General features: G+C 72.4%; 17 protein-coding genes and 1 tRNA gene. 4 read left to right on the forward strand and 14 right to left on the reverse strand.

The genetic code is table 11. The annotated features are described in order from the left end of the window. Positions 1–458 precede the first annotated feature (458 nt). The 5 genes from ACFXB5_RS40330 to ACFXB5_RS40350 all read right to left on the reverse strand — a co-directional run bounded on the left by ACFXB5_RS40330 (position 459) and on the right by ACFXB5_RS40350 (position 6,726). Positions 459–2,255: a DEAD/DEAH box helicase gene (locus ACFXB5_RS40330; RefSeq protein ID WP_385218145.1), complete on the reverse strand. Its 1,797-nt coding sequence runs from the start codon at positions 2,253–2,255 to the stop codon at positions 459–461. A gap of 137 nt (positions 2,256–2,392) precedes the next feature. Then, positions 2,393–3,928, reverse strand: coding sequence for an MFS transporter (locus ACFXB5_RS40335; protein ID WP_385218148.1), 1,536 nt, complete (start codon positions 3,926–3,928; stop codon positions 2,393–2,395). A gap of 88 nt (positions 3,929–4,016) precedes the next feature. After that, the gene (locus ACFXB5_RS40340) at positions 4,017–5,087 is read right to left on the reverse strand and encodes a YeiH family protein (RefSeq protein ID WP_385218151.1); all 1,071 of its coding nucleotides are present in this window, start codon (positions 5,085–5,087) and stop codon (positions 4,017–4,019) included. Beyond that, positions 5,084–5,737: a cysteine dioxygenase gene (locus ACFXB5_RS40345; protein WP_385218152.1), complete on the reverse strand. Its 654-nt coding sequence runs from the start codon at positions 5,735–5,737 to the stop codon at positions 5,084–5,086. The genes ACFXB5_RS40340 and ACFXB5_RS40345 overlap by 4 nt, the downstream gene beginning before the upstream one ends. A gap of 83 nt (positions 5,738–5,820) precedes the next feature. Continuing rightward, positions 5,821–6,726, reverse strand: a complete 906-nt coding sequence (locus ACFXB5_RS40350; RefSeq protein ID WP_385218155.1) for a LysR family transcriptional regulator — start codon at positions 6,724–6,726, stop codon at positions 5,821–5,823. Positions 6,727–7,014: 288 nt separating this feature from the next. Here ACFXB5_RS40350 and ACFXB5_RS40355 point away from each other — a divergent pair, with 288 nt between their 5' ends. The 4 genes from ACFXB5_RS40355 (at position 7,015) to gntA (ending at position 13,436) form a co-directional block, all read left to right on the forward strand. Then, positions 7,015–7,890 (forward strand): alpha/beta fold hydrolase, encoded by an 876-nt coding sequence (locus tag ACFXB5_RS40355; protein WP_385218158.1) that lies wholly within the window; start codon positions 7,015–7,017, stop codon positions 7,888–7,890. 146 nt (positions 7,891–8,036) lie between these two features. Then, a tRNA-Cys gene (locus ACFXB5_RS40360) sits at positions 8,037–8,111 on the forward strand. 319 nt (positions 8,112–8,430) lie between these two features. Continuing rightward, on the forward strand, positions 8,431–12,441 hold the full coding sequence (locus ACFXB5_RS40365) for an amino acid adenylation domain-containing protein (RefSeq protein WP_385218160.1): 4,011 nt from the start codon (positions 8,431–8,433) through the stop codon (positions 12,439–12,441). 305 nt (positions 12,442–12,746) lie between these two features. Beyond that, complete coding sequence (gene gntA, locus ACFXB5_RS40370) at positions 12,747–13,436, forward strand: guanitoxin biosynthesis heme-dependent pre-guanitoxin N-hydroxylase GntA (protein ID WP_385218162.1); 690 nt, start codon at positions 12,747–12,749, stop codon at positions 13,434–13,436. 128 nt (positions 13,437–13,564) lie between these two features. Here the strand turns inward: gntA and ACFXB5_RS40375 are convergent, their stop codons facing one another. From ACFXB5_RS40375 to ACFXB5_RS40415, 9 genes are all read right to left on the reverse strand, one after another. Next, complete coding sequence (locus ACFXB5_RS40375) at positions 13,565–14,362, reverse strand: polysaccharide deacetylase family protein (RefSeq protein WP_385218184.1); 798 nt, start codon at positions 14,360–14,362, stop codon at positions 13,565–13,567. A gap of 171 nt (positions 14,363–14,533) precedes the next feature. Then, positions 14,534–16,855 (reverse strand): xanthine dehydrogenase family protein molybdopterin-binding subunit, encoded by a 2,322-nt coding sequence (locus ACFXB5_RS40380; RefSeq protein ID WP_385218165.1) that lies wholly within the window; start codon positions 16,853–16,855, stop codon positions 14,534–14,536. Then, positions 16,852–19,056, reverse strand: coding sequence for a 2Fe-2S iron-sulfur cluster-binding protein (locus tag ACFXB5_RS40385; protein ID WP_385218168.1), 2,205 nt, complete (start codon positions 19,054–19,056; stop codon positions 16,852–16,854). The genes ACFXB5_RS40380 and ACFXB5_RS40385 overlap by 4 nt, the downstream gene beginning before the upstream one ends. Continuing rightward, the gene (locus ACFXB5_RS40390; RefSeq protein ID WP_385218171.1) at positions 19,053–19,952 is read right to left on the reverse strand and encodes an FAD binding domain-containing protein; all 900 of its coding nucleotides are present in this window, start codon (positions 19,950–19,952) and stop codon (positions 19,053–19,055) included. The genes ACFXB5_RS40385 and ACFXB5_RS40390 overlap by 4 nt, the downstream gene beginning before the upstream one ends. A 275-nt stretch (positions 19,953–20,227) precedes the next feature. Further along, entirely contained in the window at positions 20,228–21,883 is a 1,656-nt protein-coding gene (locus tag ACFXB5_RS40395) for a beta-N-acetylhexosaminidase (RefSeq protein WP_385218174.1), read from the reverse strand. Positions 21,884–21,962: 79 nt separating this feature from the next. Continuing rightward, positions 21,963–22,832 carry a carbohydrate ABC transporter permease gene (locus ACFXB5_RS40400; RefSeq protein WP_385218175.1) on the reverse strand — a complete coding sequence of 290 codons (870 nt, stop codon included), beginning with the start codon at positions 22,830–22,832 and terminating at the stop codon, positions 21,963–21,965. Beyond that, positions 22,829–23,827: a carbohydrate ABC transporter permease gene (locus tag ACFXB5_RS40405; protein ID WP_385218178.1), complete on the reverse strand. Its 999-nt coding sequence runs from the start codon at positions 23,825–23,827 to the stop codon at positions 22,829–22,831. Before ACFXB5_RS40405 ends, ACFXB5_RS40400 begins: the two co-directional genes overlap by 4 nt. Beyond that, entirely contained in the window at positions 23,824–25,158 is a 1,335-nt protein-coding gene (locus tag ACFXB5_RS40410) for an extracellular solute-binding protein (protein ID WP_385218181.1), read from the reverse strand. The genes ACFXB5_RS40405 and ACFXB5_RS40410 overlap by 4 nt, the downstream gene beginning before the upstream one ends. Before the next feature lie 158 nt (positions 25,159–25,316). Beyond that, positions 25,317–25,727, reverse strand: a complete 411-nt coding sequence (locus ACFXB5_RS40415) for a recombinase family protein (RefSeq protein ID WP_044574522.1) — start codon at positions 25,725–25,727, stop codon at positions 25,317–25,319. Positions 25,728–25,827 lie beyond the last annotated feature (100 nt).

Below are 25,827 nucleotides of genomic sequence, written 5' to 3' on the forward strand. Positions count from 1 at the left end.
TGCTTTCCCCTCCCCGCCCCTCCCCACAACTGGGGCTCCGCCCCAGACCCCGGGGACCAGGGGCCAAGCCCCGGGCGGGCCAGCGCGCCAGAAGGTGTCCGGGCCCCGCCCCCGACCCCCGGGGCCCAGGGGCGAAGCCCCCGCCCCGCGGCTGAGCCGCATATCGACGCTGCGGGAAGGGGCGGGGAGGGGACCCGTCCTGGCGCACCAGCGCGCAAGGGGGCGGCCGGGGCTCCACCCCCGAGCCCGGGGGCCAGGGGCGAAGCCCCTGTTACGGGAAGGGGCGGGGAGGGGAAAGACACGCCACCCCAGTCACCAGGCCCCGCCGTCCTGGCGCGCCGGGGGGGGCCAGCGCGCCAGGGGGCGTTCGGGCCCGCCCCCGGATCCCGGGGGCGGAGTCCCTGCCGTGTGGCGGAGCCGCATAGCGTCAGGCGTCGGGGAGGGGAAAGGTGCGCGCGTCAGCGCATGCGCGTTGCCCACTCCCGGACCTTCTTGATCCGCTCGCGGATCTGTCCCGCCGTCGCCTCCGCGCTCGGCGGGCCGCCGCACACCCGGCGCAGTTCGGTGTGGATCACGCCGTGCGGCTTTCCGCTCTGGTGGACGTACGCGCCGACCAGCGAGTTGAGCTCCTTGCGCAGTTCCAGCAGCTCCTTGTGGGTGACCACCGGCCGCCGCTCCGCCGGAAGCTCCAGCAGATCCGCCTCCGTGTCCGGCTTCTTGCGGCTGTGCGCGATCTGCTTGGCCTGCCGCTTCTGGAGCAGCATCTGCACCTGGTCGGGTTCGAGGAGTCCCGGGATGCCCAGGTAGTCCTGCTCTTCCTCGCTGCCGGGGTGCGCCTGCATGCCGAATTCGGCGCCGTCGTACAGCACCCGGTCGAAGACCGCGTCCGACTCCAGTGCCTCGAAGGGCAGTTGGTCCTGTTCGCCGGTGTCCTCGTCCTGCTGCTTCTCGGCCTCCTCGAGGAGTTTCTCCTCCTCCGCGTACGGGTTCTCCTCCTCGCCGTCCTTCTTCGGCTTGTCGAGGACGTGGTCGCGCTCGACCTCCATCTCATTGGCGAAGCCGAGCAGGTTCGGGATGGTGGGGAGGAAGACGGACGCGGTCTCGCCGCGCCGCCGCGACCGTACGAAGCGGCCGACGGCCTGGGCGAAGAAGAGCGGGGTGGAGATGGTGGTCGCGTACACCCCGACCGCCAGCCGGGGCACGTCCACTCCTTCGGACACCATGCGGACCGCGACCATCCAGCGGTCGTCGGAGTGGCTGAAGTCCTCGATCCGCTGGGACGCCGCCGCCTCGTCGGAGAGCACCAGCGTCGCCTTGGTGCCGGTGATCTCGCGGATCAGCTTGGCGTAGGCGCGGGCCGAGTCCTGGTCGGAGGCGATGACGAGCGCCCCCGCGTCCGGGATGCCCTTGCGGACCTCGGACAGCCGCTGGTCGGCGGCGCGCAGCACGTTGGGCATCCAGTCGCCGCGCGGGTCGAGCGCGGTGCGCCATGCCTGGGAGACGGCGTCCTTGGTCATCGGCTCGCCGAGCCGTGCCTCGATCTCGTCGCCCGCCTTGGTGCGCCAGCGCATGTTGCCGCTGTAGGAGAGGAAGATGACGGGGCGGACGACGCCGTCCCCCAGCGCGTTGCCGTAGCCGTAGGTGTAGTCGGCGGAGGAGCGCCGGATGCCGTCGTTGCCCTCTTCGTAGGTGACGAAGGGGATGGGGTTGGTGTCGGACCGGAACGGGGTGCCGGTGAGGGCCAGCCGCCGGGTGGCGGGCTCGAACGCCTCCAGACACGCCTCGCCCCAGGAGCGGGAGTCGCCGGCGTGGTGGATCTCGTCGAGGATGACGAGCGTCTTGCGCTGCTCGATCCGGTTGCGGTGCAGCATGGGCCGGACGCCGACGCCCGCGTAGGTGATGGCGATGCCGTGGTACTCGCGGCTCAGCGGGCCCGCGCTGTATTCCGGGTCCAGCTTGATGCCGACCCGCGCGGCGGCCTCCGCCCACTGCTTCTTGAGGTGCTCGGTCGGCGCGACGACCGTCACCTGCTGGATGACGTGGTGGTGCAGCAGCCAGGAGGCGAGGGTGAGGGCGAAGGTGGTCTTACCGGCGCCGGGGGTCGCCACCGCGAGGAAGTCCCGCGGCTGCTCCTGGATGTACTTGTCCAACGCGCCCTGCTGCCAGGCGCGCAGCTTGCTCGCGGTACCCCAAGGCGCCCGGCCGGGGAAGGCGGGCGAGAGGTGATGGCTGGTGGAGGCGGCAGTAGTACTCACGGTCTCCGTCGGGCTGACTCGGCGGGGTCGATCGGGAACCGCGTCAGCCTACCGGTGCCGTGCTTCACGCTCCGGGGTACGTGCGGATCCCACCCGAGGGTGGGATCAGGCTCACATCCCGTCCGCGCCACACGGCGCTAATCGACTTCGGGCCGCAACCGCGTCGTCACCCAGGCGCCCACCAGCGCCACCGCCGTCATCGCCACATAGACCGCCCCGAAGGCGGCCGGCTGGTGGGTGGCCGCGGTGCCGGTGGGGGCGATGTCGCCACCGCCGAAGGTGACGAAGAGGACACCGCTGAGGCCGACCAGCGTGATGTTGCCGAGCGCGTCGGAGACCTGGAGGGAGGCGGAGTTGCTGCCCGCGTCCTCCGGGCGGGAGAGCTTCAGCAGCAGCACGCTCCCGCTGGAGATGGCCAGCCCCATTCCGTAGCCGCCGATCACCCAGGCCACGGCCACGATCCAGGCGGGGACGGAGTCGATGAGGGCCAGGAGCACCATGGCGATGGAGACGGCCATGAGGAGCAGGCCGAGGCCCATCAGCCGTTCGCGGTACGGCTCCAGGCGGGGGCGGCTCTGGGTGTAGGAGCCCAGGGCCCAGGTGAGGCCGCCGCCGGTGAGGCAGAGCCCGGCGGCGGTCGCGGACAGGCCGCGCTGGGTCACCAGCATCAGCGGGACGAAGCTCTCCGCGCCCAGGAAGGACCCCGCCGCCACGCCGCGCAGCAGGATCACCGACGGCAGTCCGCGGGCGGCGCGGAAGGTGCCCTTGGGCAGCAGCCGCAGTACGCACGGGACGATCAGGGCGAGCCCGGCGGCGGCCGGGACGAGGGAGAGCCAGTTGAGGTCCTGGCCCGCGTACTGCAGCAGCCCGGCGCCCACCGCGACGGCGAGCGCCAGCAGGATGCGGCGGCGGTTCATGCCCGCGGAGAGGTCGCTCGGGGGCAGGGCGCGCAGGGCGGGGAGCATCACCGCGAGCGGCGGCAGCACCAGCACCGGAATGGCGAGGAACACCCAGCGCCAGCCCGCGTGTTCGGTGACGGTTCCGGCGGCGAGCGGGCCGACGATGACCGGCAGCACCCAGGCGGCGGAGAAGGACGCCAGCACGGCGGGCTGGAGCCGCTGCGGATAGGCGCGGCCCACCACCACGTACAGCGCGACGATCACCAGCCCGCCGCCTATGCCCTGCACCGCGCGCCCGCCCACGAACATCCACATCGTCTGCGCGGAACCGGCCACCAGCAGCCCGGCGGCGAACGCCGCGATCCCGGCGAACAGCGGCGCCGGCGGCCCCTTGCGGTCGCACCACTCCCCTGACAGGGCCATCGCGAACAGGCTCGCGGTGAAGTAGGCGGAGAAGGCGTACGCGTAGAGCTCGACCCCGTCCAGCGCGCGGGCCGCGACCGGCATCGCGGTGTTGACCGCGCTCGCCTCGAAGGCGATGAGGGAGACGACGGTGACGATGCCGAGGGTGAGGGCGCGGTAGCGCCTCCCCAGTACGGTGTCGCCGGTGTCACCGTCGCCCGCCGGGTCCAGGTCACCGGCTGCCGCCGGACCCAGGGCTCCGGCTGCCGGCTCGGGGTGGACGGCGGAGGCGGCGGCCGCCTGGGGTGGTAGGGCGCTGTCCGTGACGGCGGCGTCGGCGGCACCGGCGTCGAGGGGGTCGCGAGGGGTCATGGCGTCAGGGTAAGTGGCGTTCCGGGATGTCACACCTGTCGCGGGACGGAGCCGCGCTCGGCCGCTGGGCCTAGGTACATCCGCCGCCCTACGTGGTGAGCAGGACGCCCCCGTACGACGCACCCGCGATCACCACCCACGCGCACAGCCCCAGCGCGGCGACCCGGGCGCCGGTGCGGGTGAGGGAGGGCAGGTGGACGGCGCTGCCCAGGCCGAAGAGGGCGGCGGCGAGGAGGAGTTCCTGGGCCGTGGCGGCGCTGTCCAGCACGGCGGTGGACAGGACGTCCGTGCTGCGCAGGGCCGTCATCGCGAGGAAGCCCAGGACGAAGAGCGGCACCAGCGGCGGCCGCCGCCGCTCCGTCTCCTCGCCCTCCACCTGCTCGCCCTCCGCCTGCTTGGCGCGCGCCCGCGCCCGTACGGATGTCGCGAGCACCGCGACCAGCGGGGCGAGCAGGGCCACCCGCACCAGCTTGACCAGCACCGCGTCGCCCAGCGCCGACGGCCCGGCGGTCTGCGCGGTGGCCACCACCTGGCCCACGTCGTGCACGCTCGCCCCCACCCACCGGCCGAACGCCTCGTCGCCGAGTCCCAAGGGGTGCTGGAGCAGCGGCAGGACGGCGATGGCGAGCGTGCCGCACAGCGTCACCAGCGCCACGGAGGTGGCCACATCGCGCTCATCGCTGTCCGACACCTCGCTCACCGCGCCGATCGCGGAGGCCCCGCAGATCGAGTAGCCGGTGGCGATCAGCAGCGGCTGGTCGCCGCTCAGCCCCATCCGGCGGCCGAGCCACCAGGTGCCGCAGAAGGTGGCGGCGACCACGCCCAGGACCATCGCCACGGTGGCCCAGCCCAGGCCCAGCACATCGTTCAGGCTGAGCTTGAGGCCGAGCAGCACGATGCCCAGGCGCATCAGCCGCTTCCCGGCGAGCGACAGCCCGGCCCGGCAGACGCCCCGGACCAGGCCGCGCGCCCCCGGCAGATGCGCGGCGACGATGCCCAGCACCACGGCGGCGGTCAGCAGGGGGACGGCGGGGAGCAGCCGGTGGACACCCCAGGCGGCCCCGACCCCGGCCGCGGCCAGCCCGAGCCCGTACGCCGGGGCGGGCGGCCGCCATCCGGCAGCCTGCCGCGCCCGGCCGGGCGCGGCGGTCAGCGTCACTGGCCGTCCGCCGTGGGGAGATGGGCGTCCGCCGTCGGAAGGTGACCATCCGCCGTCGCCAGGTGGCCATCCGCCGTCGCCAGGTGGTCGTCCGCCGTCGGGAGGTCGTAGACCCGCCGGACGCTGCTGCCCAGGCGGGCGATGTCCGCCCCGTAGACATGGATCGAGATCGCCTTCGTCCCGCAGGCGTTCCACACCCTGTGGATATCTCCGGGCGGCGCGAATCCGCACACCGCGCCGCGCGGGTTGACCACGTCCTCCACCGCGATCAGCCGCGAGCCAGGGCCGTCCGGGACGAGGCGGTAGCGCCGCTCGTGCTCCTCGCCCTCATGGACGCCGGTCACACACCAGGACACATGGTCATGGATCGCCGTGCGCTGGCCGGGCAGCCACACCAGCGCGACGATCGAGAAGCTGCCGTCGGGCTCGGCGTGCAGGATGTGCTGGCGGTAGCGGTCGGGGTGGCCCTCGCGCTGCCCGGGGGTGAGCAGATCGTCCGCGCCGAGGTGGGACGCGAGCCGCTCGCCCACCAGATAGGCGGTCACATCGGGCGCCAGGCCCCGGCCGACGGCCTCACGGACGTCGCCGACGAACGCGCCGAGGCGTGCCGTGAGAAGACGGGAGGACGGATACGCGGTCGGGGTGGTCATGGTGGCAGCGTCCTGCCGCTCGCACCATCACGTCCAACGACAGGTTGTTGAGCCGTCCCCAAGCTCCGCTTATGGGTAAGGGGTCAGCATCCGACCCGGTTCCCGGCCACCGTCTTCAGCTCCTCCAGCACCCGCGCGGTGGCCGGTATCCCCAGGTGCTCGCGGAGGACGTACGCCGAGACATGGCGGCGCGAGGCGGGGTCCAGGGCGCGCCCGGTGACCTTCTGGTGGCACAGGAACGACAGCACCAGGCCCGGCATCATCGCCACGCCGAGCCCGGCCGCGACCATGCTCTGCACCACCAGATTGTCGTCGGTGGTGAAGGCGATGTCCGGGGCGAAGCCCTGTTCGGCGCATTCGTGCAGGAAGTTGGCGCGGCACCGCAGACATCCGGCGATCCAGCGCTCCTCGCTCAGCTCGGCCAGCTTGACCGACCGCCGCCGGGCCAGTGGATGGCCGGTCGGCAGCAGCACCGTCAGCTGGTCCTCCAGCAGCGGGATCTCCACCAGCTCGGCGGGGGTCTCCTCGCGCAGCCCGGGATAGGTGAAGGCGAGGGTGATGTCGCACTCCCCGCGCACCACCCGCCCCAGCGAATCCGGCGGCTCGCCCTCCAGCAGCTCCACCCGCACCCCCGGATGGGCGGCGGCGAGCCGGGCCATGGTCTCGGGGATGAGGGTCGCGTTGGCGCTGGGGAAGGCGCAGATCCGCACCTGGCCCGAGCGCAGCCGGGTGATGGCGCTCATCTGCTGCTGTGCGGTGGAGATGCTGGTCAGAATGGTGTCGGCGTGCCGGGCGAGGGTCTCCCCCGCCTCGGTGAGCCGCATCCCCCGGCCGACCCGGATGAACAGCGGACTGCCCACGGCCCGTTCGAGCGCCTTCATCTGCTGGGTGATGGCCGGCTGGGTGTAGCCGAGGGCGCGGGCGGCCCCGGAGTAGGAGCCGGAGCGCACCACCTCGTGGAACGTCTTGATGTGCCGGGAATCGAACACGCTCGCATCATACGGAGCCCGAGACCGAAACCATAAGCGGGATTTGGGGCCCCACAAGATCGCCCCTACCGGCGCTTTTGCGTCACCCGGGCCACCACGCCACGGAGCCGGACCACTGGGCCGGACGACTGAGCCGGACCACTGGGCCGGGCCGGAGCCGCCCCACGGCCCGGCGCCACGAAACATACGGCCCGACGCCACGGGACATACCGCCCGGCGCCACACCCGGTGCGCGAGGACACCCGGTCAAGCACGGTCAAGATGACAAAGCTGGGGCAAGCTGACCCCATGCCGCACTACACCTCGTACGACGGAACCGAGCTGGCCTACCGCGTCCTGGAGGCCCGGGACGGCTCGGCGGGGCCACCGCTGATCTGCCTGGCGGGCGGGCCGGGACGGGACGCCGCGTATCTGGGCGACCTCGGCGGGCTGAACGCCCACCACACCCTCCTCATCCCCGACAGCCGCGGCACCGGGGACTCCCCGCCGGCCTTCGACCCCATCGGCTACGCCTTCCCCGGGCTCGCCGAGGACCTCGAGGCGCTCCGCCGCCATCTGGACCTCGTCCGCTTCCCGCTGCTCGCCCATGACGCGGCCGCCGCCACCGCCCAGGCGTACGCGGCCGCCCACCCCGAGCGGCTCAGCCGGCTGATCCTGGTCAGTCCGGGCGCCCGCCTTCAGGGCGAACTCCCCGAGGACGCCCGGGAGATCTTCGAGTCCCGCGCCGACGAGCCCTGGTGGGAGGAGGCGTACACGGCGGTGCAGCTGCTGCCCGACACCACCGACCTCCCCGAGATGCGCAGGCTGCTGCTCCAGGCCGCCCCCATGGCGTACGGCCGCTGGGAGGAGCCCCAGCGGGCGCACGCCGAGAGCGAGGGCGAGCAGCTGGGGCGAGTGGCGCGGGCCGGCTTCTGGCAGGGCGTCGACGAGGCGGGGCGGCGCGCGGTGCTGGCCCGGCTGCGCGAGGTGCCGTGCCCGGTACTGGCGATCACCGGCGACCGGGACGCGGTGACCGGGATGCGGGCCGGGGAGCTGGTGGCCGAGTCCTTCCCGAACGGCCGGGCGCGGCCGCTGCCCGGGGTGGGCCACTATCCGTGGGTCGACGAGCCGGACCTCTTCCGCCAGGTGGTCGAGGACTTCCTGGCGCAGCGCCCCGCGGAGTAAAGGCGGGGCGCGCGCCCACGCCATGAGGGGGCCTGGGCGTCGCCCGGCGGGCCGTGAACGCAGTGTGTCAGTCGTATGGCAGCCCCCGCCGCTCCGTTGTGCCCGCCCCACCTCGGTCCTATCGTCGAGAACGTAGGCACGACATCGGCCGTGTGCCCGAGTGGTTGAGGGGCTCGACTGCAAATCGAGTTACGTGGGTTCGATTCCCGCCACGGCCTCCACACCCCGGCGCGGGCGCCTCACTCGGCGTCCGCGCATTGGGTTGCCGCTCGGTGAACTCCCCGACACCCTCTGGACACTTGCACCCGTAGGGCGCATGCTCGTGCACGCGCCCATGCCGTTGAGCCATCGCGGATACTCCAGGTAAACACCTAGGGCTCGGCGATTTTCACAGTCTCGCCACCGAACGGTCTCGTGACCCCCGCACTGAGTGCAATTCCGTCTCATAGGGTCGCGTGTGGTGCCTGTGACCGTGCGGAAAACTACTCCCGGTCGGCGGGCACATTCTTCGATCGTGGTCCCATTCTCAGTGGGGGAAATGTGCAGCCCGCCATACCGGCCGCCCGTCTGCCGCTCTCGACCGGCCAGAGTGAAATCTGGTTCATAGAGCAGCTGGAGCCGCCGGAGAGCACCACCTTCCGGGTCGGTGAGTACCTGGAGATACAAGGACCGATAGACACCGAGCTATTCGAGCGGGCCCTGCGCAGAGCCGTGGCGGAGGCCGAGCCCTACAACATCCGGGTCGGCGAGGACGACGGGGAGCCCTGGCAGGCCCTTGACCCGGTGACCGACTGGGAGCTCCCGAAGCTTGACCTCAGCGCCGAGGACGACCCCTGGGCCACGGCCGAGCGGTGGATGAAGAACGACCTGGCCACGGGGGCGCTCAGGCTGGGCGACCACCCGGCGTTCTCCTTCGCCCTGATCAAGGTGGAGGCCGAGCGCTTCCTCTGGTACCAGGGCACCCACCACATCGTCTCGGACGCCGGCTCGGCCGCCCTGCTGGGCCGGCGGACCGCCGAGGTGTACACCGCGCTCGTCGAGGGGACCGACCCGGCCGAGGGGGAAACGGTCTTCGCCCCCCTGCGGGCGATGCTCGACCTGGACGCGGAATACCGGACCTCACCGGATTTCGCCAAAGACCGGGCGTACTGGCTGGAACACTTCGGTGATTCCCCGCGCCCGGCGCGGCTTTCCACCCACCCCACCAGGGAACTTTCCACCGTCCACCGCCAGACCGCCTACCTGACCGAGGCGGAAGCGGTCGAGCTGCGGGCCGCCGCGCGTAAATACGCCACCCACTGGTCCGCTATGATCATTGCGGCAACCGCGCTGTATCTGCACCGATTGACCGGTAAATCGGACATCATTCTGACGCTGCCCGTATCCGGCCGTACCGATGCCACTTCCCGCGCTATTCCCGGGATGTTCGCCAATGTGGTGCCGCTGCGCATCCAGGTGCGCGCAGATATGCGAATACGGGAGCTGGTCCGGCAGATCTCACGTGAAGTCAGGCAGGCCCTTCGGCATCAGCGCTACCGCCGAATCGACCTGGCCCGGGATCTGCGACTCCCGGACGGCGGAAACGGATTGCTCGGCCCGCACGTCAACATCATGACGTACGACTACGACTTCCACTTCGCCGGTCACCGGGTCAAGGCGCACAACCTCTCCAACGGCACCGTCGAGGACCTCTCGATCATGGGATACGACCGGTCCGACGGCACCGGTATCCGGATCGACCTCAACGCCAACTCCAACCTCTATACCGAGGACGCGCTCATCGGCCACCGGGAGCGCTATCTCGGCCTGCTGCGCACCCTCTCCGACACCTCCGACACGCAGCGCACCGTCGGCTCGCTGGAGCTGCTGTCCGCCGAGGAGCGCCGGCGGGTCCTGGGCGCGCCGGGCGACACGGCGCACCCCACCTCCGGCGCCACCCTCCCGGAGCTGCTGGCGGCCCAGGCCGCCCGGACCCCCGGCGCCCAGGCCCTGGTCTGCGATGACACCGTGCTCAGCTACGCGGAGCTGGACCGGGCGGCCAACCGGCTGGCCCGGGTGCTCATCGCGCGCGGTGCCGGGCCCGAGCGCACCGTCGGCGTGGCCCTGCCCCGCTCCGCGGACCTGGTCATCGCGCTGATCGCGGTGCTGAGGACGGGGGCCGCGTATCTGCCCCTGGACCTGGACTACCCGGCCGAGCGGCTGGCGTACATGCTCGACGACGCGGGCCCCGCGCTCGTGGTCACCCGAGCCGACAGCGCCGGTGCGCTGCCCGCGCGCCACGGCGTGGGACGGCTGCTGCTGGACGTCGTGGACCTCACGGGCACCGACGACGCCGCGGGCGGCTCCGCCCCGGCGGTGGCGATCGACCCCGAGCACCCCGCGTACATCATCTACACCTCGGGCTCCACCGGTCGCCCCAAGGGCGTCCTCGTGCCCCACCGGGCCGTGGCCAACAACATGGAGTGGATGCAGGGCGCCTACGGCCTCGCCCCCGGGGACCGGATGCTCCAGAAGACCCCGGCCGGGTTCGACGCCTCAGTCTGGGAGTTCTTCTGGCCGCTGCTCAGCGGCGCCACGCTGGTGGTGGCGAAGCCCGGTGGCCACAAGGACCCGGCGTACCTGGTACGCACGGTGCGCGAGGAGGGCATCACCACGCTCCAGTTCGTGCCGTCGATGCTCCAGGCGTTCCTCGCCGAGCCGGGCGCCGCCGACGCGTGCGCGGGCGTCCTGCGCCGGGCCTTCAGCGGCGGTGAGGCGCTGCCGCGCGAGACCGCAGAGCGGTTCCACGAGCGGTTCCCCGGCGTGCCGCTGAACAACCTCTACGGGCCCACCGAAACCACCATCCAGATCGCCCACCACCCCTCCGCGCCCGGCGGCGAGGGCCCGGTGCCGATCGGCCGGCCGGTGTGGAACACCCGGATGTACGTCCTCGACACCGCCCTGAAGCCCTGCCCGGCCGGGGTCACCGGCGAGCTGTACGTGTCCGGGGCGCAGCTGGCCCGCGGCTACCTCAACCGGGCCGCCCTGACCGCCGAGCGCTTCGTCGCCGACCCCTACGGTCCGCCCGGCACCCGGATGTACCGCACCGGCGACCTGGCCCGTACGCGGCCGGACGGCGACGTCGAGTACATGGGCCGCACCGACGACCAGGTCCAGCTGCGCGGCTTCCGCGTCGAGCTGGGCGAGGTCGAGGCGGCGCTGCGGGCGCTCCCTCAGGTGGCCGAGGCCGCCGCGGCGGTCCGCGCCGACCGGCCCGGCGACCAGCGGCTGGTCGGCTATGTGACGGCCGCCGGGGACACCCCGCCGGACGTCTCCGCGGCCCGCGAGGCGCTGGGCGAGGTGCTGCCCGAGCACATGGTGCCCAGCGCGTTCGTGATCCTCGACGCCCTTCCCCTGACCGCCAACGGCAAGCTGAACCGCGACGCGCTGCCCGCCCCCTCCTTCGAGGCCACCACGGGCGGGCGCGCGCCCCGCACCCCGCGCGAGGAGACGCTGTGCGCGCTCTTCGGCGAGGTCCTGGGCGTCGACGACGTCACCGTCGACGACGACTTCTTCCTGCTCGGCGGCCATTCGCTGCTCGCCTCCAAGCTGGCCAGCCAGGCCCGCGCCGCGCTGGCCACCGAGCTGTCGATGCGCGACCTCTTCGAGGCGCCGACCGTCGCCCGGCTGGTGGCCCGCCTGGACGCCGCGGGCCCGGCCGAGGCGCACCCGCAGCAGCCGCTGGACATCCTGCTGCCGCTGCGCGGCGAGGGGGCCCGCCCGCCGCTGTTCTGCGTCCACCCCGGCGGCGGTCTCGGCTGGTCGTACACCGGACTGCTCCGCCATCTCGCCCCGGACCAGCCGGTGTACGCCCTCCAGGCGCGCGGTCTCACCGAACCGGACGTCCTCCCGGCGAGCGTCGAGGAGATGGCCGCCGACTATCTGGAGCAGATCCGGGCCGTCCAGCCGACCGGTCCGTACCATCTGCTCGGCTGGTCCTTCGGCGGGCTGATCGCCCACGCCATGGCGACCCGGCTGCAGGCGCGGGGCGAGGAGGTCGCCACGCTGGCCGTGGTCGACGCCTACCCCGACAACGCCCAGGCGCTGCCCGATGCGCCCGAGCTCAGCAAGCGCCAGTGGCTGGGGGTGCTGCTCGACGACATCGGGGGCGGCGATATCTTCGCCCCGGGCTGGCTGGAAGCGCACCCCGACGGGGCCGACGGCACCGCCGACCTGGTGGCCGACCTCTGCCGGGAGACCGGGCTGCCCACCCGGCTGCTGGAGGGCGAGACCAGCTTCCCGCTGCTCGACATCCTGCTCAACGACCAGGAGCTGATGCGGAAGTTCACGCCCGAGCGGTTCCAGGGCGACATGCTGCTGTTCCGGGCCATGGCGGAGATCCCCGGCTACCGGCGCGATCCGCTGCATGTGGCGGACGCCTGGCTCTCCTCCGTGGACGGCGCCCTGGTGGTGCACGGTGTCCCCGATCACCACTACCGGATGATGCGGGAGGAGTCCCTGGACCGGATCGGCCCGGTGGTGGCCGCGGCGCTGGACCGCGCCCGGAGCTGAAGGGCCGGGGCTCAGGGCCCGGGTCGGGGCCGCTCCCTCGGGGGGGGGGGGGGGGGGGGGCGCGGCGGGGCGCCGCCCGGGGGGGGGGGGGCGGGGGGGGGGGGGGGGGGGGGGGCGGGGCCCCCCCCCGGGGCCCCCCCCCCCCGCCCCGATTTCGCCGAATGGGCCCTCAACGATCACAATTCAGCCAGGCGCCCCATCTCGTTCTCCTGCTCTCCTAGGCAGGTGAGCAGGGTGGGCGCCTTCATGTGGAGAAGGAGATGAGCTCCCAGCGCGGAGGCACGTAGTTGGAAGGAAGGCTGGCCATGACAGTGGACGCAACGGACGAGGTGGAGCGGTTCATTCTGGGGGACCGGTTCGCCTGCCTGGCGGGACGGTCCGCCTGGCGCAAGGGCGGCATCACCCATCGTCACTACGACCTGATGGGGTCCGACGATTCGGCCCGGCTGATGGCACTCGATCTCGCGGATTTCGTGGACTCGGCCGACTGGAGCCACCGGTCGTTCACGAGCTTCATCGCGACCTTCGAGCAGCCTCGCGGGGTGGATGAGCTGCGGTTCGAGGAGCTGCTGTGGGAACAGCTCCAGCTACTCCACGAACAGGACTCAAGGTCCTATCGCTGGGCCGAGGCCTGTTCGTCCGATCCGCAGGCCAGGGAGTTCGCCTACAGCGTCGCCGGTCACCCCTTCTTCGTCATCGGTCTGCACGAGACCCACCGCCGCTGGGGCCGCCGTCCTCCCTTCCCGATGCTGGCCTTCAACTCGCATGAGCAGTTCGACCGCATCAAGGGCGCCAAGATGTGGGACCGGCTCGCGGAGAAGATCCGCAAGCAGGACATCCAGCTCCAGGGCGACATAAACCCCAATCTGCTCGAGTACGAGGAGCTCTCCGAGGCCCGCCGCTACTCCGGCCGCCCGAAGCCCGCTGACTGGCAGTGCCCGTTCGCCGCCGAGGGCGAGCGCGAGCCCGCTCTGACGGGTCGGCCCCCGGCCTGAGCGGAGTGTCCAATCACCGGCGGGCGGATGGCGTCCGCCGGTGACGGACGCGGCGCTGGCGGGCGGATGGCGTCCGCCGGTGACGGACCCGGCACTGGCTCAGCGGTGCGGGCGCTCTGTCTCCCTGATCAGCGCACCGGGAAGCCGAAGCTGTACCCCTGCTCCTTCAGCCACGGCAGGACCTGGCGCAGTGCCTCGACCGTCTGGCCGCGGTCGCCGCCCGCGTCGTGGAAGAGCACGGTGGGGCCGCTGGAGATCTCGTTCTTGACGGTGTTGACCATGGTGTCGACCCCCGGCTGCTTGAAGTCCTTGGAGTCCACGTTCCAGCCCAGCGGCCGCATGCCCTGCGCGGCGGCGATCTGACGGCTGTACGGGGTGAACGCACCACCCGGGGCACGGTAGTAGAGCGGCTTGACGCCCCCTGACGCCTTGGTGATCATTTGCTGGGCGTCGAGGATCTCCTTGGACTGGTAGGCGGATGACTTGGTGCCCATCGTCGTGTCGTGCGACATGGAGTGGTCGCACAGCCGGTGCCCGTCCGCGACCACATCCTTGACCAGGTCCGGATGGGCCTGGGCCTGCGGACCGACCATGCAGAAGGTGGCCTTGACGCCATTGGCCTTGAGCACCTGGAGCACCTGCGGGGTCCAGGTCGGATCCGGACCGTCGTCGATCGTGATGTTGACGCCCTTGGCGCCCTTGTCGGAGGCGTGGGCTATGTCCATGTTGACCACGGGGTCGGGCAGTTTGGGGTCCGGCTTGGAGGTCTGGCCCACGATCGGCTTCGGCGTCGGGGACGCACCCGGGTCCGCCTCGGCGGTTCCGGACTGGGCGGTCCACACGGCGGCCAGGGCGGTTACCCCCATCACACCGAACGCCGCCGCCAGTATTCGGCCGTTCGCCCCCATGATCCGGTGCCGCGCCATGTCCGCCTCGCTCCCCATGTCTCCTGTGTCGCTTTCGCAAACATGAGGATGGAGTCGGGGCGGGGAAGGATCCCTCTGTTACACGTCTCGGACAATCCCGTGCCTACACGTCTCTGACAACCCCGCGCCGCGGACGGCGAGGCGCGGGCGGCGGGCCCGCCCGCGGGCGCCCTAGCCTCGGTTGACCACCGCCGCCTGGGGGCGGATCGGGAGGCGGTTGACCGGACGGCCGGTGGCCGCGCGGACCGCCGCCGCCACCGCCGCCGGGGTGGTGACCACCGGCACCGCGCTGGCCGCCTTGGCGCCGAACGGCGCCACCACGTCCCGCTCCTCGACCAGCTTGACGATGCGGACGTCGGGGACGTCCAGGGCGGTCGGCAGGGCGTAGCCGGTCAGGTCCGGGTGCCGGACCACCCCGCGTGAGGTGCGCAGGTTCTCGGTGAGCGCCGCGCCGATGCCCTGGGCGACTCCCGCCTCGATACGGGTCCTCAGCTGACGCGGGTTGAGGACCCGGCCCACGTCCTGGGCCACCGTCATGTCGACGACCCGTACCGCGCCGATCTCGATGTCGACGTCCACCACGGCGCGCACCGCGCAGTAGGCGAGCCCGACGAAGGCGTCACCCTGGCCGGTCTCGTCCAGCGGCTCGGTGGGGTGCGGACGGCACTGCGCGGTGGCCCACAGCTCCTTGCCCTCCAGAGCCTCCTCGACGGTGGTGCTGAGCACCCCGTCATACGAGGTGATCTTGCCGTCGGCGATGCTGAGCAGCTCGGTGGACATGCCGAACGTGTGTGCCAGCGGCTGCAGCAGCTGAGTGCGGACCATCTTCGCGGCGCGCTCGACCGCACCGCCCGAGACCCAGGTGTGGCGGCCGCGCGAGGCGGGCCCGGCCGGGGGCTGGTCGGTGTCGATGGGCGCCACATGGACCTCCTCGATACCGAGGACGTCCTGGACGATCTGGCGGGCCAGGGTGGTGAAGCCCTGGCCGGTCTCGACGGCCGCGCAGATGACGGTGGCCACCGGCCCGGTGACCTTGACGGTGGCGGTGGAGACCTCGTCCCTCCCCTCGGCGCCGAGCATGTGGACCATGCCCAGGGCATAGCCGACCCCGCGCCGCACCGCGGCCGGTTCGCCCGCGCCCTCCAGGCCGCCCGGCAGCAGCCACTCCTCCTCGGGGTCGTCCTTGGGGAGGGTGGGCAGCGGTGCGTCCCTTACGGCCTGCAGCAGCTCGGCGACCGGGGCCGGGCAGGTGACGGTCTGTCCGGTGGGCAGCAGATCGCCGGTGGCCATCACATTGCGCATGCGGATCTCGACGGGGTCGAGGCCCAGCTTGGCCGCCAGCTTGTCCATCTGGCCCTCGTACGCGGCGCACACCTGCATCGCGCCCTCGCCGCGCACATGGCCGGAGGGCGGGTTGTTGGTGCGCACCGCCCAGCCCTCGATGAAGGCGTGCGGAACGACATAGGGGCCGCAGGCGAAGGAGACGGCGGCGGCCAGCGTGTCCGCCGAGGAGTCGGCGTAGGCGCCCGAGTCCAGCAGGATCTGCGCCTCGACCTTGACCAGCTTGCCCTGGGAGTCCGCGTGATGGCGGTAGCGCAGCAGGGTGGGGTGGCGGTGGGCGTGGCCGAGGAAGGACTCCTCACGGGTCGCGGCCAGCTTCACCGGATGGCCGGTGCGCAGCGCCAGCAGCCCGAGCGGCAGCTGCATCCCCGGGTCCTCGCGCTCGCCCATGGCGCCGGGGACGCCGGTGACGACGACCTTCACCCGCTCCGGCTCAAGACCGAAGCAGGCGGCGGCCAGGTCGCGGTCGGCGTGCGGATCGGTGGAGGCGGTGTAGATCTCCACCCCGCCGTCGGGGCGCGGCACGGCCAGGCCCGCCTCGGCGCCGATGGGCGCCGGGTCCTGGCGGCCGATGCGGTACAGCCCCTCGACGATGACCTCGCCGACCACGTCCGGGTCGCCGAAGGCCAGCGGGATGTGGCGGACCAGATTGCCGTCGGGGTGCAGCGGCTCGGCGGAGAACGCCTGCTCGGGGTCGGTGACCGGCTCCAGCACCTCGTACTCGACGGCGATGGCGGCGGCCGCCAGCCGGGCCGTGTCGGGGTGGTCGGCGGCGACCGCGGCGATGGGCTCGCCGTGGTGGCGGACCAGCTCCTTGGCGAACACCGGACGGTCGGCGACCCGGCGGCCGTGGGAGGCGTCGCCGGGCACGTCGGTGTGGGTCACCACGGCCCGTACGCCGGGCATGTCGACGGCCTGTTTGGTGTCGATGGAGACGATACGGGCGTGCGGGTGCGGGGCGCGCAGCACGGCCGCCCACAGCAGCCCCTCGGCCCACAGGTCGGCCGCGTACGGGAAGGTGCCCGAGGTCTTGGCGGCCGAGTCGGTGGGCGGCAGGGACACCCCGAGGCCCATGGTGGACGGGGGCTGGACGGGCGTTCCGGCGGCGGGGGTGGCGGTGACGGCGCCCGCGCCGTCCGCGATTCCGGTCATGCCGATGCCCTTCCGCTACCGCTTCCGTTGACGCTCCCGTTGCCGGTGATGCCGTGCGGTCCCGTCTGGTGCGGGATGCGGGCCGGGTCCTGGTGGGCGTCGTGTCCCTCGTCCGCCTCGGCCTCCGCCTCGTCGGCGGCCTCACGGCCCGCGACGACCTCGCGGACGGCGTCGAGGACGCCGCGGTAGCCGGAGCAGCGGCAGAGGTTGCCGGAGATCGCCTGGCGGGTCTCCTGGTCGGTCGGGGCGTGGTTGCCCTCGAGGAGGTCGTGCACGGTCATCGCGAGCCCGGGTACGCAGAAGCCGCACTGCACGGCCCCGCACTGGGCGAGCGCGCGCTGGACGTCGGAGGGCTGTCCGCCGGTGGCGAGGCCCTCGACGGTGCGGACCTCGCTGCCCGCGGCGGTGGCGGCGGGCACCAGGCAGGAGGCGACGAGCCGCCCGTCGACCTGGACCGAGCAGGCCCCGCACTCGCCCTGGGAGCAGCCGTCCTTGGCCCCGGCGAGGCCGAGGCGCTCGCGCAGGACGTAGAGCAGCGACTCGCCGATCCAGACGTCGGTGACGGGGCGGTCGGCGCCGTTGACGTGCAGTACGTACGAGGCGAGCGGATGCTCGCTGTGGCTCGGGCCCTCGTCCGCGGCCTGGGCGGCCTCGGCGAGGAGGGGCTCCGCAAGGGGCTCGACGGGGGTGTCGGCGGCCTCGGGGGCGTCGGCCGGAGCCCCTCCGGCAACGTCAGACGCCTCCGTGAACTCGCCCTCGGCCAAGGCCGGTTCGGACCCGGCCGCGGTAGCGGTGAACTCGGGCCCGGCGTCGTCCGGCACCGCCTCGGCCGGGGCCTCGGCGGCGCCCGGCGCGGCCTCGGCGGCGTCGGTGTGGCCCGCGCCGTCCTCGGGGCCGGGGTGCGGGGCGTGCCCATGGGTGTCGCCCGCGAAGGGGGCGCCCGCCAACCGGTCGTCCGCGAACGCGTCGTGCCAGGACGCCTCCTGGGGCAGGCCGGGGGCCGGGCTGCCGTGCGGCGGGATCTCCCGCCCTGCGTGCTGCCCGTCGACCGGGAACTCGCCGGAGCCCCCGGGATCGCCGGGCCGCCAGCCGGGGTCGTCGGCGGCGGGCCGCTCGGGCGCGGGGCCGCCGTGCGGCGGGGTGCCGTGAGAGGGCGTGCCGTGCGGCGGGGTGCCGCGGGGCGGGGTGCGCAGCCCCTGGTGCCCCTCGGTCGTGAACTCGCCCGAGTCCCCGGCGGAGGGGCCCGGCCACGCCGGGTCCGCGGCCGGTTCATCGCGGTCGGGCATGCGCAGCCGGCGGCGGGCGGGCGGCGGCATGGGCGCGGCCGGTGGTGCGGACGCGGCCGGGCTCGGGTGGCCCTCGACCGCGTACTCCCCGGAGTCCTCCGTGCCCTCGTCGGCGGCCGGAACCGACCACTGGCCGGAGTGCCCCTGCTGCTGCCCGGGCTGCGGCTGATGGGGCTGGTGCGGCTGATGGGGCTGGTGCGGCTGGTGCGGTTGATGGGGCTGGTGCGGCTGCTGCCGGGGCTGCGCCGGCCCGGCGAAGGGCATCCGCAACTGGGCCGTCGTCTGCGGGTCCTGGGGACCGTCCGCGTGGCCGCCGTACGGAGGGGCGGCCGGGCCGGGGTGGTCGTCGACGCGGTACTCACCGGTCTCGTCCACACCCTCGTCGCCCGCGACCGGGATGGTCCACTGGCTGGTGTGCACGGGCCGGCCGGCGCCGTCGTCGGACGGAGCGGGCACCGGCCAGTCGTCCACCGGCTCCTCGGCCGCCGGAGCCGGCCAGTGGCCGGTGTTCGGCAGGTGGTGGCCCTGCTGGTCCTCGGCAGGCATCGGCCACTGGCCGGAGCCGTGCTGGGGATCGTGGTGGCCGCCATAGAGGTAGCCGCCATCGGTCTCGGCGGTGGTCCAGTGCCCGGTCATGCCCTGGTCGTGGGGCGCGCCCTGGCCATGGCCGGACGGCTGCCAGTGGCCGCCCTGGGACGGGTCACCGTGCCCGGTGTCCATCGGCGGGGGCGCGTAGCCCGTGCCGGGCGCCGCGAGCGGGTCCCAACGGCCGGAGGGGTCGGTCGGGTCCGGGTGGGCGAACTCGGGCGGCAGTTGGACGAAGGCCGTCGACTCGGCGTCGTACTCCGGGCCGTGCGGCATCGGCTGCCATCCGCTCCCCGGATCCGGCCGGTGCGGCTGCTGTTCATCACTCACGCGAGTGCCCTCCCCAGTGCTCGGCGGGCCAGGGCTGCCACGGTACGCCTCAGGTGGATCGCGGCAGGCGGCAGGGGGACCGGCTCGCTGCCGTCCTGCGGGGGCAGCGGATCGGGGATGCACGCGGCGGCGACGTACTCACCGAAAGCGGTCGTGACCTGCGGGTCCAGATGGCCGCGGTCGCCGTCCCAGTCGATGAGCGAGGCGACCCAGCGCTCGGCCTCCAGGGGGCGCAGCGGCATCGGCGCGACCGCGCCGACGGCACAGCGCACCCCGCGCCGCGCGGGGTCCAGGACGAGGGCGACGGAGGCGGTGGACCGGCCGGGCCCGGTGCGCCCGGTGGCCTTCAGGAAGGTCTGCGGGGCGTGCAGCAGCGGAACCCGGACGAATCCGACGAGTTCACCCGGGCGCAGCAGATCGACCCCGGCGAGCAGATGGCTGACCGGGATCTCGCGGCGGGACCCCTCGGGCCCGGCGATGATCACCGTGGCCTCCAGGGCGGCGAGCACCGGCAGCGCGTCGCCGGTGGGGGCGGCGGTGACGATGTTGCCGCCCAGGGTGCCGGCGTTGCGGATCTGCGGGGGCCCCGCGGCGCGCGCGGACGCGGCCAGCGCCGGGATCAGCGCGGCGAAGTCGGGGCGGCCCATCCGGGCGTGGGTGAGTCCGGCGCCGAGGAGGGCGTGCCCGTCCAGATAGCGCCAGCCGCGGATTTCGCTGATCCGGCCGAGGCCGACGAGCGCGGCGGGCCGCAGCAGGCCGGAGTTGACCGCGGCCATCAGATCGGTACCGCCCGCCACGGGCACGGCGGCGGGCATGGCGGCCAGTGCCGCCACGGCCTCGTCGAGCGTGCTCGGCAACGTCACCGTGTGCGCCGCCTGCGGTGCGTGCGTGGTCAACCCAGCTGCCCCTTCCCCGGTGTCCCGGCTGTTGCGCCGTACGGTACGTGCTGACAGCCCGGACGTGGCAACTCTGGCACATCTTGCGAGCCCGCCGTCGCGGGGGTCCGTGATCCGTGGATCCGTCCCTGACCTGGGGAATGGTACGGGTTTCTTACGACGTCTCCGCCGGGAGTGGATTGCCACGTTTCAGGGACCCTTGTGCGATTTGGCCTTGCGCCGGTGGGACTACGCTCCCAGGGGCGGCGGAGCGCGGTGCGCACCTTACGGGCGGCTCACACGATCGGGGGCGCCCCCTCGCGCGGGCGTCCGAGAAGGCCGGGGCGCCGCTGCCAGGGAAGCGGCCCGGCGGGCGGCCGGTAGCTCACGCCGAGCGCGTCCAGGCGCGCGTAATGTGCCTCCATGCGCCCCTGGAACGCCTCGAAGTCCCGTTCGGGAGAGGGCGGCAGCGCCGACCAGACGACCTCGGCGAAGGCGGCGAGCCGGGGAAAGGCCTGGTAGTCCACCCGCCGGCGGTCCTCCATCACCTCGGTCCAGACATTGGCCTGGGCGCCCAGCACCCGGTCCGCTCCTACGCCGGTGAGCTGCGGGGGAACCGGTTCGAAACGATAGACGTCCTCCAGAGTGCGGACATAGCCGATCGGGACCGGCTCGTCCTCGCCCGGGGCCTGCCGGTGGTCGAAGTACACCTGCTGCTCGGGGCACATGACGACGTCGTGGCCGGCCCGCGCGGCGGCGATCCCGCCCGCGTAGCCGCGCCAGGAGGAGACCGCGGCGCCCTCGGGCAGCGGGGCGTCGGGCGCGCCGCCCTCGAGGATCTCGTCCCAGCCGATCAGCCGGCGGCCGCGCTCGGCGAGCCAGTGGCCGAAGTGTCGGATGAACCAGCTCTGCAGCTCGTCCTCGTCGGCGAGGCCCAGGGCCCGGATGCGCTCCTGGGCGGCCGGGGACGCCTTCCACTGGTCCTTGGGGCACTCGTCGCCGCCGATGTGGACGAAGGCGCCGGGGAACAGCTCCAGGACCTCTTCCAGCACGTGTTCGTAGAAACGGAGCGTGTTGTCGGTGGGGGCGAGTACGTTCGGGTTGATGCCCCAGGTGGTCCAGACTCCGAGGGAGGCGGTGTCGATGACGTCGGTGTTGCCCAGCTCCGGGTACGCGGCGATGGCGGCCTGCGAGTGTCCGGGGATGTCGATCTCGGGCACGACGGTGATATGCCGCTCGGCGGCGTAGGCGACGATCTCGCGGATGTCGTCCTGGGTGTAGTGGCCGCCGTGCGGCCGCTCGTCCCACAGCGGGGACGCCCGGTGGCCCAGCTTGGTGCGCTCGCGCCAGGCGCCGATCTCGGTCAGCTTCGGGTAGCGGCGGATCTCGACACGCCAGCCCTGGTCGTCGGTGAGATGGAAGTGGAACACATTGAGCTTGTGGGCGGCGAGCAGGTCCAGATAGGCCAGGACGCCGTCCTTGGGCATGAAGTGGCGGGCCACGTCCAGCATCAGCCCGCGCCAGGCGAACCGCGGCGCGTCCTCGACCGTCCGCTCCGCCAGCTCCCAGCCGGTCTCCGCGCCCCTGAGCGGGGCGCGGCGGAAGGCGTCGGGGCCCAGCAGCTGACGGAGGGTCTGGGTGCCCCAGTGGACGCCCGCGGCCGTGCCGCCCGCGATCTCCACCCGGCCGTCGGCCACGGTGAGCCGGTAGCCCTCGGGCTCCAGCGCGGCGTCGATCCGGAGGCTGATGGTGTCGTCGCCGCCGGGCTCGCCGTCCGGCAGGGACAGGCCGAGCGCCTGGCCGAGGGTGGTGCGCAGCAGCCGCGCCACCCCCTCGGTGCCGGGCCCGGCGGCCAGGGCGGTGCGCCGCGGGTGGATCCGCGCGCCCGCGCGGCCGGGACGGCTCTGGTCATGGCGGGGCGCGGGGATCAGCCCCGCGGCGTCGTGAGTCATCTGCTCCCCTGTCAGTTCCTCGTCAGCTCTTGTCAGTACTCGTCAGTCCTCAGTACTCGTCAGTCCGCGTCAGTCATCGTCAGTCCTTCACCGCACCGCCGAGGCCGGAGACCAGCCGGCGCTGGACGAGCACGAAGAAGATCAGCACGGGGATGGTCATGACGGTGGACGCCGCCATGATCCCTCCCCAGTCGTTCCCCTCGTCCTTGAAGAAGACCAGCAGCGCCATCGGAAGGGTGGAGTTCTCGGTCGCGCTGATGATGAAGGACTTGGCGAAGAGGAAGTCGTTCCAGGCGGAGATGAAGGAGAAGACGCTCGTCGCCACGAGTCCGGGGAAGACGAGGGGGAAGAGGATCTGCCACAGGAAGCGGGAGCGGCTGGCCCCGTCGAGATAGGCCGCCTCCTCCAGCGCCTCGGGCACCGCCTTGACGAAGCCGCGCAGCATCCAGATGGCGAAGGGCAGCGAGAAGGCGATGTGCGGCAGGATCAGCGAGCCCAGGGTGTTGAGCCCCACCCCCGGCACCGACTCCCCCAGATCGCGCATCAGGAAGAACATGGGGATGGTCAGCGCCTCGATCGGCACCATCTGGGCGACCAGGAACATGATCAGCAGCGTGGTGCGGAAGCGGAACTTGAAGCGGGCGACCGCCGTGGCCGCCAGGAAGGCGATCAGCGCCGAGGCGACCACCACCACCCCGGCCACGAACAGGCTGTTGAGGAAGTAGCGCCCGAAGTCCTGCTGCTCGAAGACGCGCCGGAAGGAGTCCAGCGACGGGGACCCCGTCCACGGCCGGGGCTCGGTGGACTGGATCTCCCCCTCGGGCTTGAAGGCCGAGAGCACCATCCAGTACAGCGGGAAGGCGACCACGGCCGCCACGATCAGGGCGGTGGCCTCGGCGGCGAAGCGCCAGGGACGGCGGATGCGCAGCGAGACGCGCGAGTGGCTCACAGTTCTTCTCCCTGGCGTCGCAGCAGCCGCAGATAGACCAGCGTGACGGCCAGCAGGATCAGCAGCATCACCACGCCGATCGCCGAGCCCAGGCTGTACTGCGAGGACGCGAACGCCTTCTGGTACGCGTACACGTTGAGCACCATGTTCTGGCCGGCGATCCCGCCGCCGTTCGTCATGACGTAGATCTGCGTGAAGACCTTGAAGTCCCAGATGATGGACTGGATGGTCACCACGACGAGGATCGGCCGCAGCATCGGCGCCATGATCGTGCGCCAGATCCGCCAGGCGGAGGCGCCGTCGAGGGCGGCGGCCTCCAGCACCTCGGTGGGGATGGCCCGGATGCCCGCGTAGACGGTGACCATGACGAACGGGAACGAGCACCACACGACCTCGAACAGCACCAGGGCGAAGGCGCTGTAGCGGTCGTAGGTCCAGGAGTAGTCCTCGAAGCCGGAGAGGCCGAACCACACCAGGACCCTGTTCACCGGCCCGAAGTCGGGGTCGAAGAGGAAGACCCAGACCGTCGAGCCGGTGATCGCCGGGGTGGCCCAGGCGCCGAGCGCGGCCAGCATCAGCGCCAGCCGCGGAATCGCCCGTACGCGCGTCAGCAGCACCGCCAGCGCACAGCCGACGGCGAGGGTGGACACCACGCAGACGGCGGCGAAGAGCAGGGTGGCGACGGCGACGTTCCAGAACTCGCCGTCGCCGAACAGCTCGGCGTAGTTGGCGAACCCCTGGAAGGTGGTCGCTTCACCGCCGCTGACCTGCGCCTGGGTGTACTCCAGGAAGGAGATCAGACCGAGCTGGTAGATGGGGTAGACGAGCAGCCCGCCCAGGACGATGAGTGCCGGGGCGAGATAGAGCCAGGGGGTCCAGGTGCCGCGCCGGGCGCCCTTCCCGGATCGGCGCCCGGCCGGGACGGTGGATCCCGGCCGGGACCGGCGGCCCTTGGCGGGGGCTCGCCGGGCGTGCTGTGCGGTGCCGGCGCTCACTGCTCGAATGCCTCGTCCATCTTCTTCGCGGCGTCCTGGGTGGCGGCCGGCACGCTCTTACGGCCGCTGACGATCTCCTGGAACATGGTGGGCAGGACGAGCTGCGCGTCGATGGCCGCCCAGCCGGGCGAGGTGGGCACGAACTTGGCGCTGTCGTTGAGGGTCTTCACGAAGGGCTTGACGAAGGCGTCCTTATGGGAGACGTCGCCGCGCACATCGGTGAAGGTGGGCAGGAAGCCCATGGCGTCGTAGAGCTCGCGCTGGGTCTGCTTCCCGGCGAGCGTCTTGAGCAGGTCCACGGCGATCGTGCGGTGCGAGGTGCTCTTGAGCACCCCGAGGTTGTTGCCGCCCGCGAAGGCCGGTGCGATGTCGCCCTTCTTCACGCCCGGCAGCGGCACGACCTTGAACTTGCCCTTGACCTTGCCCGCCTCGACGGCCTGGCGGTTGAAGTCGCCGCCGATCGCCATGGCCGCCTTGCCCGAGGCGAACGCCTCGACGGTGTCGTTGCCGCCCCACTGGGCGCATTTGGCGGCCGGGCAGTTGTCGTTGCCGAAGAGCGAGGTGTACGCCTTCACGCCCTTCTGGGCGTCGGCGCTGTCGATGGCCGCCTCGTACTCGTTGGAGCCGAACTTGCCCTTCTCATCGGCGAGGTCGCCGCCGTTGGCCCAGATGAAGGGCATCGCGCCGTAGGTGTAGGCGCCGCCGACCGCGAGACCGTACAGATCCGGGCGCTCCGAGCGGATCTTCTTCGCGGTCGCAATCAACTCGTCCTGGGTGGTCGGCGGCTCCAGGTCGAGCTCCTTGAAGACGTCCGTCCGGTAGTACAGCGCCCGTACGCCGACGAAGAGGGGGGCGCCGTAGACCTTGCCGCCGATGGTCAGCGAGTACTTCGCGGTGGGGTCGATATTGGTCGAGTCGACCCAGCCGCCGAACTCCTTGCTGATGTCCAGCAGCCCGCCGTCCCTGACATAGCCGGCGGTGTCGGTGTTGCCGAACTCGATGACGTCGGGAGCGCTCTTGGGGTCGTTGAAAGCCGCCTTGATCTTCTGCGCCCGGGTGTCGATGGGAATGTAGGTCACCTCGACGTCGGTTCCATCGTGCTCCTTCTCGAAGCCGGCGACCGCCGCGTCGATCACCTTCTTCTTGGGCGCGTTATTGACCTCCTGGAAGAGCCAGACCCGCAGCTTGCCGCTCTTCTCGTCCTCCTTGGAGCTGTTGTCGGAGGTGGAGGGGGCGCATCCGGTCGCGGCCAGCCCGGCCAGGGCGAGTGCCACCACGGGCACGGTGATACGGGAGGACAGCCGGGAAGCGGAGAGATGGGACGACTTCATAGGGACCCTTAACCATTTGGCGTTGCAAGTAATGCAACGCATATTTCGCACAGCACAATATGCGTGAGGCTAGGGAACCTTGAGCGACCCCACAAGAGGTCTGAACCACTCGGGTGAGGAAACGAACCGAACCACTCCGCGACAAAAGGAACTTCGCGCTAGCGACGCGGCAACTCCTCGCCCGGATAGGCGGGTTCAACATACGGCACGGCCTCCACCCGCGCACCCGCTTCCGCCAGGCGCTCGACCACCCGGTCCCAGTCCGGCCAGGTCTTCCGGAACCGCTCCAGAACGCGGTCGCTGGCCACCAGCACCACATCGGCGCCCGGGTCCTCCGCCCACTCCAGGAGTCTGGGAAGGGTCGGCTGGGCGACCGACATCACACAGCCGCCGGAGAGCCGGTAGCCCCGCTCGGCGGCCAGCCGCCCGCACCGCTCCAGCTGGGCGTCCCAGTCCTTCTCGAACTGGCAGTAGGCGCTGGCGCCTTCCGCTTCGGGCTCGTCGACCTCACGTGCCCCGAACACCAGATAGGCGGCCCGCGCCGCCCCGTTCTCCGTACGCCCGCTCATGGGCCGACCCTACTGGGGCCGTCCGGCGCGCGGCAGGGCGCACAAGGCACGGCACGCCCGGGGCGCGGCCCCCCCCCGCGGGGGTCGAAGCCGATCACGT

It is taken from the genome of Streptomyces sp. NPDC059455 (assembly GCF_042750115.1).
GTDB lineage: Bacteria > Actinomycetota > Actinomycetes > Streptomycetales > Streptomycetaceae > Streptomyces > Streptomyces endocoffeicus.